Origin of the sequence: Kitasatospora griseola, assembly GCF_014648555.1 — a bacterium.
In the GTDB taxonomy this organism is placed as follows: Bacteria; Actinomycetota; Actinomycetes; order Streptomycetales; family Streptomycetaceae; genus Kitasatospora; species Kitasatospora griseola.
On record NZ_BMRI01000011.1, the window covers coordinates 246,432 to 252,613 of the forward strand.

Annotated in this window: 5 protein-coding genes and 1 pseudogene; 3 read left to right on the forward strand and 3 right to left on the reverse strand. The window is 76.2% G+C overall.

Features of this window, described 5'->3' with window-relative positions:
* Positions 1–424: pseudogene (locus tag IEZ12_RS38525) on the reverse strand (esterase); the annotation flags it as partial.
* 169 nt (positions 425–593) lie between these two features.
* Here IEZ12_RS38525 and IEZ12_RS17070 point away from each other — a divergent pair.
* Complete coding sequence (locus IEZ12_RS17070; RefSeq protein ID WP_189272774.1) at positions 594–848, forward strand: hypothetical protein; 255 nt, start codon at positions 594–596, stop codon at positions 846–848.
* Between the two features lie 7 nt (positions 849–855).
* On the opposite strand, the gene IEZ12_RS17075 is transcribed toward IEZ12_RS17070, so the two are convergent.
* Positions 856–1,461 (reverse strand): HAD family hydrolase, encoded by a 606-nt coding sequence (locus IEZ12_RS17075; RefSeq protein WP_189272775.1) that lies wholly within the window; start codon positions 1,459–1,461, stop codon positions 856–858.
* Positions 1,462–1,570: 109 nt separating this feature from the next.
* On the opposite strand from IEZ12_RS17075, the gene IEZ12_RS17080 reads away from it, so the two are divergent.
* Positions 1,571–2,584, forward strand: coding sequence for an ABC transporter substrate-binding protein (locus IEZ12_RS17080; protein WP_189272776.1), 1,014 nt, complete (start codon positions 1,571–1,573; stop codon positions 2,582–2,584).
* Positions 2,585–2,612: 28 nt separating this feature from the next.
* On the opposite strand, the gene IEZ12_RS17085 is transcribed toward IEZ12_RS17080, so the two are convergent.
* Positions 2,613–3,446 (reverse strand): hypothetical protein, encoded by an 834-nt coding sequence (locus IEZ12_RS17085; protein ID WP_189272777.1) that lies wholly within the window; start codon positions 3,444–3,446, stop codon positions 2,613–2,615.
* Positions 3,447–3,619: 173 nt separating this feature from the next.
* Between IEZ12_RS17085 and IEZ12_RS17090 the strand changes: the two genes are divergently transcribed.
* A complete protein-coding gene (locus IEZ12_RS17090) occupies positions 3,620–6,109 on the forward strand; it encodes a helicase C-terminal domain-containing protein (RefSeq protein WP_189272778.1) in 2,490 nt (829 codons plus the stop codon).
* Positions 6,110–6,182: the final 73 nt, after the last annotated feature.

Below are 6,182 nucleotides of genomic sequence, written 5' to 3' on the forward strand. Positions count from 1 at the left end.
GCGGCGGCAGGTACACGTAGCCCTCGGTGGACAGGCCGGTGGCCGCGCCGGGCAGCCGGACCTTCTCCAACCGGCCGACCTGCGCCGGGTCGCGGCCCAGCGCGCCGGTGTCGCGGACGTTCTCCGAGCTGATCCGCTCCACGCCCTTGGTGCGGCCGAGCAGCTGGTTCTGGATGGTCACCGGACCGTCCTCGTTGGTGCCCAGCAGGTCAGCCCAGCTGCTGTAGAAGGCGAAGTAGTTGTTGGCCACCAGGCCCAGGGTGCACATCACGGCGAGCTGGGTGCCGACGATGGTGACCAGCCGCCCCAGCACCGCCCGCCAGCTGCGCCGGGCCAGCCGGGGCCACACCCAGACCGTGCCCGCCACCATCAACACGGAGAACAGCGCCGACAGCGCCAGTACCTTGTGACTGGTCAGACCCATACCGCCGCGCGCCCTCGCTCCCCGCTGAATCCCCCCGAAAGAATCAGCATGCCTGAGAGGTTCCTGGGAATTCTGAGCGTTCAGGTGGAACGCAGGCGGCCGCGCCCCCGCCGATCGGCGGGGGCGTACGTGGGAAACTGGCACAAAGTCCGCGCGAAGGAGTGCAGAAGTGACCCGTCAGTCCCGCGATGCCGGTGAGATCCTGGTCCGCGTCGGCGGAGTGGTGTTCGTCCTCGGCACCCTCGCCACCATCGCGACGATGGTGCCGCTCTTCCTCGACCTGCCGCGGCTGCCGTCCATCGCGTGGGGGCTGTCCATGCTGATGCCGCTGGGCCTGCTGGTCGCGCTGACCGGACTGTTCACCACCGCCCGCGCCGAGTCCCGCCGCCGGCGCGCCGCCCGGGAGGCCGCCGCGAACGCCTGACGCGCCGTCAGCCCAGGTGGGCGGAGAGCCAGTCGGGGAACTCGGTGAGGTCGCGCAGCACCACGTCCGCGCCCGCCGCGGCCAGCTCGGCGGCGCTGTACGGGCCGGTGGCCACGCCCACCGCGACGGCGTCGGCGGCCCGGGCGCCCCGGATGTCGCCCAGGTGGTCGCCGACGTAGACGTCCGCGCCGTGCGCGCGCAGCGCCTCGCCCTTGCCCTCCGCCCACAGGTCGCCGAGCAGCACGTCCACCTCCAGCCCGATGCCGTCCAGGTGCCGGCGCGCGTTCGGCTCCCACTTGCCGGTGATCACCAGCACCCGGCCGCCGACCGCCCGCACCGCCGCGACCGCCGCCAGCGCTCCGGGCAGCTCCAGCGACCCCGGCACCGCGTGCTCCACGTACAGCTCCCGGTAGCGGGCGACCATCGCCTCCAGCCGCTCCGGCGGGAACCAGTACCCCAGCTCCTGCGTGAGCGGCGGCCCGAGCCGGCTCACCGCCAGCTCCGAGTCGATGAAGGTACCGGTCTCCGCGGAGAGCACGTCGTAGGTGTCCTTGATGCCCGGACGGGTGTCGAGGAGGGTCATGTCGAGGTCGAAGCCGACGGTCAGAGCCATGCCACCCAGCCTAACCAGCCGCGGTTTCCCGCCGGAAAAGCCGGACGGACGACCACATTGCGGACATACTGCTGGAGTCCGACCGTGCCACCGGAGCCGGAGGTCCCAGGTGCCGCCCCCGCTCTCCCGCCGTGCCGCCCTCGCCGGGCTGGGCGCCGTCCTGCTCACCGGCTGCGGCCCGCCCGAACCGCCCGCCGAGCTGCCCGCCGGGCCGACCCTGCCGCCGACCGCCTCCGGGGCGCCGCCGCCCTCGCCCACCCCCAGCCCGACGCCGAGCGTCACCGTCAACGGCGCGGACGGGCCGGTGGCCGTCCCCGGCGGGGCGACCCGGGTGATCGCCCTGGACACCGCCGAGCTCGACTCCGCGATCACCCTCGGCATCCCGCCGGTCGGCGCCGCCAAGGCCCCGCTCGACCCCGGCCTGCCCGACTACTGGCCGGACTCCTGGCGGGCCCGGATCTCCGTCGTCGGCGACATCGCCGCCCCGCCGAACCCGGCCGCGATCACCCGCCTGCACCCGCAGCTGATCCTCTCCAACCGCACCCGCGACGCCGCCCACCTGGACGTCCTGCGCGGCCTCGCCCCCACCGTGCTCACCCAGACCACGGGCGCGCCCTGGAAGGAGAACTTCCAGCTGCACGCCGCCGCCCTGGACCGCCACGAACAGGCCGCCGCCGTGGTCGCCGCCTACGCCCGCCACCTCGGCCAGGCCACCCGGGCACTCGACTCCGCCGGCCTCGCCGGGCAGCACATCAGCCTGGTCCGCTTCGTCGAGGGCTCCCCCACCGTCCGCCTGTACGCCCGCCAGAACTTCCCCGGCAGCGTCCTCACCGACCTCGGCCTGCCTCGGCCCGACCCGCAGAACACCGACCAGTTCACCGTCGAGACCGCCCCCGACCAACTCGCCCACGCCGACGGCGACCTGCTCCTCTACTCCGGCTACGGCGACCCCGACGCCAACGGCCTCAACGCCGCCCTCGCCTCCCCCGCCTGGGCCGCCCTCGGAGCCGTCCGCGCCCACCGGGCCTTCCCCGTGAACGACCAACTCTGGTTCCAGGGCATCGGCTACACCGGCGCCCACTTCCTGATCGCCGACCTCCTCCACCTCCTCGGCGCAGGCTGAGCCCGACCGCCCCACGCGGGTCGGGCCGCTAGGCCTTGCGGCGGCGCAGCGTCATCGCCAGCAGGAACAGTGCCGTCAGTACGGCCGCCACTCGCAGGACGCCCGGGGCGGCCGCCCAGGTGGCGTGGCCGGCGTCGGTGCCGGGGGTCAGGGCGGTGCCCCAGCGGCCTTTCTCGCGGCCCCAGTTCCACACCGTCAGTCCGGCGACGGTGATCAGCGGGATGCCCAGGACGGCGAACTTCTTCAGCAGGTCGGACAGTCCGCTCGACAGGTAGGCCAGACCCCAGCCGAGCAGCATCGCCAGCAGTGAGCCGGTCGCCGCGCCGCCGATCAGCACCAGCGCGCCGAGCAGCAGCAGCGGCGCGGGCCGCCGGGCCCCGCCGGCGGCGGCCGGGGCCTCCGGGGCGGGTTCGGGGGTCGTCGGCTGCGGTCGGCCGAACAGGGCGCGCAGCGCTCGCGCCGCAAGGCCCGGGCGCGGCTCCGGCGCCGGGGGTTCCGGTTCGGGCTCGGGCTCCGGGTCGGGTTCGGGTGCGGCCTTCGGCTCCGGCTCCGGTTCCTCCGCCGGCAGGTCGAAGTAGACCTCCGTCCAGCCGGGGAACACCGAGGTGACGTCGGCGCGGCCGCGCCCCTCGGCCCACTGCGCGGCCCGGTCCACCTCGGCGGGGGACGGCCCGGGCGGCAGGTCGAACTCGACCGGGGGGATCGCCGGTTTGCCGAAGTCGACGGGCTGCCGGGCCGGCGGCACGCTCGGCTCCGGTGGGACGGCCGGCTGTTCCGGCGGCGGAGCGGGCACATACACGCTCTCCCCGCTGTCCGAGCCGTCCGCCGACCCGCCCTCGCGCCACCACGAGCCGCCCGCCATCGCCCCGCCACCCGCCCTCACGTCGTACGTCCCGCCGCACCGAGACGGTACCCATCCGCACCCGCTCGAAGCGAGCCCCGGCCGGCGGTCGTCGATGCCCCCTCGGGCAGTTTCGCCGGGAGTTCGTCCCCCGTTCTGGGCCTCGGACGGGAGCGTTGACTAGGCTGGACCGGATGAGCGCACCGCAGAGCGCACCGCGCGCCACCCGCGCAGGCGCCCCCCGCACGCTGGCCGAGGAACTCCGCGGCCGGGAGGACGACGCTGTCGCCGCGCTGCTCCGGGCCCGTCCCGATCTGCTCAACCCGGTGCCGACCGACCTCACCCAGCTGTCCGCCCGGCTGTCCAGCCGGGCGTCCGTGCTGCGTGCGCTGGAACGGCTCGACCGCTTCACCCTGCAGACGGCGGAGGCGCTGGCCGCCGCCCCCGAGGGCGCGTCCGAAACCCTGGTGCGCAACCTGCTGGCCGGGCCGGCCCGGGTCAAGCCGCACTCCGGCGCGGACCCGGTGGACCGTGCCGCCGTCACGGCCGCGCTGCCGGGCGCGCTGGCCCGGCTGCGCGAACAGGCCCTGATCTGGGGGCCGGACTCGTCGTTGCGCCTGGTCCTCGCCGTCCGTGAGGCGCTCGCCCCGAGCGCCGCCAACCCGGGCCGCACCGGTCTCGGTCCGACGCTCGCCGAGGCCACCGCCGGGATGTCGCCGGCCCGCCTCCAGCACCTGCTGGCCGGCGCCGGGCTGCCGGCCACTCCCGACCCGGTCACCGCCGTCGCCGCGCTCACCGCGCTGCTGGGCGACCGCAAGCGCCTGGCCGCGCTGCTCGACCAGGCTCCGCCCGCCGCCGTCGGACTGCTGGAGCGCCTGGTCTGGGGGCCGCCGACGGGCACCGTCCCGGACGCCGCCCGGCAGGTCACCGCCGAGGAGGCGCACAGCCCCGTCGAGTGGCTGCTGGCCCGCGGTCTGCTGCTGCCGTCCAGCCCCACCTCGGTGGTGCTGCCGCGCGAACTCGCCCTGCACCTGCGCGGCGGCCGTACGCATCGCGCCGTCGAACCCGCCCCGCCCGCCGTCGCGCCCGTCGTCGAGCGCGACCCCGCGACGGTCGACCGCACCGCCGCCGGGCAGGCCGCCGCCGCCGTCCGGATGCTGGAGGAGCTGCTCGAAGCCTGGGGCCTCACCCCGCCGCCCACGCTGCGGGCCGGCGGGCTGGGCGTCCGCGACCTCAAGCGAGCCGCCCAACTGCTGGAGAGCTCCGAGTCGGACGCCGCGTTCTGGCTCGAACTCGCCTGGACCTCGGGCCTGTTGGCCCCCGACGGCGAGATCGACGAGGTGTGGGCCCCGACGCCCGCGTACGACCAGTGGCGACAGCAGGACACCGCCGACCGCTGGACGCTGCTGGCCCGCGCCTGGCTCGCCGCCACCCGGGTCGGCCGGCTGACCGGCACCCCCGACGGCAAGGGCCGGCCGCGCGCCGCGCTCGGCCCCGAGCTCGACCGCACGCTGGCCCCGTCCGTCCGCCGCGCCACCCTCACCCGGCTCGCCGAGCTGCCCCCGGGCGCCGCCGCCGGCGCCGACGCACTGCTGCCCGCCCTGCGCTGGCACCGCCCGCTGCGCGGCGGCCCCGTCGGCCCGGACGGCCACGACCTGCGCGAGACGCTCACCGGCTGGACGCTGCACGAGGCCGAGCTGCTCGGCGTCACCGGCCGCGGCGCGCTCGCCGCCCCCGCCCGCGCGCTGCTCGCCGGCGCCGACCCGACGCCGGTGCTCGCCCCGCTGCTGCCCGAGCCCCTCGACCACGTCATCCTGCAGCCCGACCTGACGGCGATCGCCCCCGGCCCGCTGCTCACCCCGCTCGCCCAGGCGCTCGCGCTCTGCGCCGACATCGAGTCCAAGGGCGGCGCGACCGTCTACCGCTTCACCCCGGAGTCCGTCCGTCGCGCCCTCGACGCCGGGCGCACCGCCGCCGACCTGCAGGGCTTCCTGGCGCAGCACTCCCGTACGCCCGTCCCGCAGCCGCTGGCCTACCTGATCGACGACGTCGCCCGCCGGCACGGCGTCCTGCGGGTCGGCGCGGCCTCGTCCTACCTGCGCTGCGACGACCCCCGGCTGCTCGGCGAGGTGCTCGCCGACCGGCGCGCCGCGGAGCTGCGGCTGCGGCTGCTCGCCCCGACCGTGCTGGCCGCGCAGGCCCCGCCGGACACACTGCTCGCCGTGCTGCGCACGATGGGCTACGCGCCCGCCGCGGAGTCCGCCGAGGGCGATGTGGTGATCACGCGCCCCGACGCCCGCCGGACTCCGCCGCGCACCGCGCCCGTTCCCGTGCCCGACGGTCCGGCCCGCCCGGACGACGTCCTGCTGGCCGCCGCGGTCCGCGCCGTCCGGGCCGGCGACCGGGCCGCGACCGCCCCGCGCAAGGACACCGTCGCCGGCCCTGCGGGCGCGGCCGTCCCGCGCACCGCCGCCGCCGACACCCTCGCCTCCCTGCAGACCGCCGTCCTGCTCGGCGAGCGCATGTGGATCGGCTACATCAACGCGGAGGGGCTCTCCTCGCAGCGCGTCATCGACCCGGTCAAGGTCGAGGGCGGGTTCGTCACGGCCTACGACCACCTCTCCGACGAAGTCCGGACGTTCGCCCTGCACCGCATCACCGGTGTGGCCGAGGTCGACGACTAGATGATTGATGCCAAGGGTTAGTGGTCGTAGGCGGTCAGCGAGCGCTTGACGGGTTGGCCGGTGTGGTCGTTGT

Coding starts and splice junctions, on each gene's coding strand:
- IEZ12_RS17075 (WP_189272775.1), bottom strand. CDS start 1,461: ATGGCTCTGACCGTCGGCTTCGACCTCGACATGACCCTCCTCGACACC.
- IEZ12_RS17085 (WP_189272777.1), bottom strand. CDS start 3,446: ATGGCGGGCGGCTCGTGGTGGCGCGAGGGCGGGTCGGCGGACGGCTCG.
- IEZ12_RS17090 (WP_189272778.1), top strand. CDS start 3,620: ATGAGCGCACCGCAGAGCGCACCGCGCGCCACCCGCGCAGGCGCCCCC.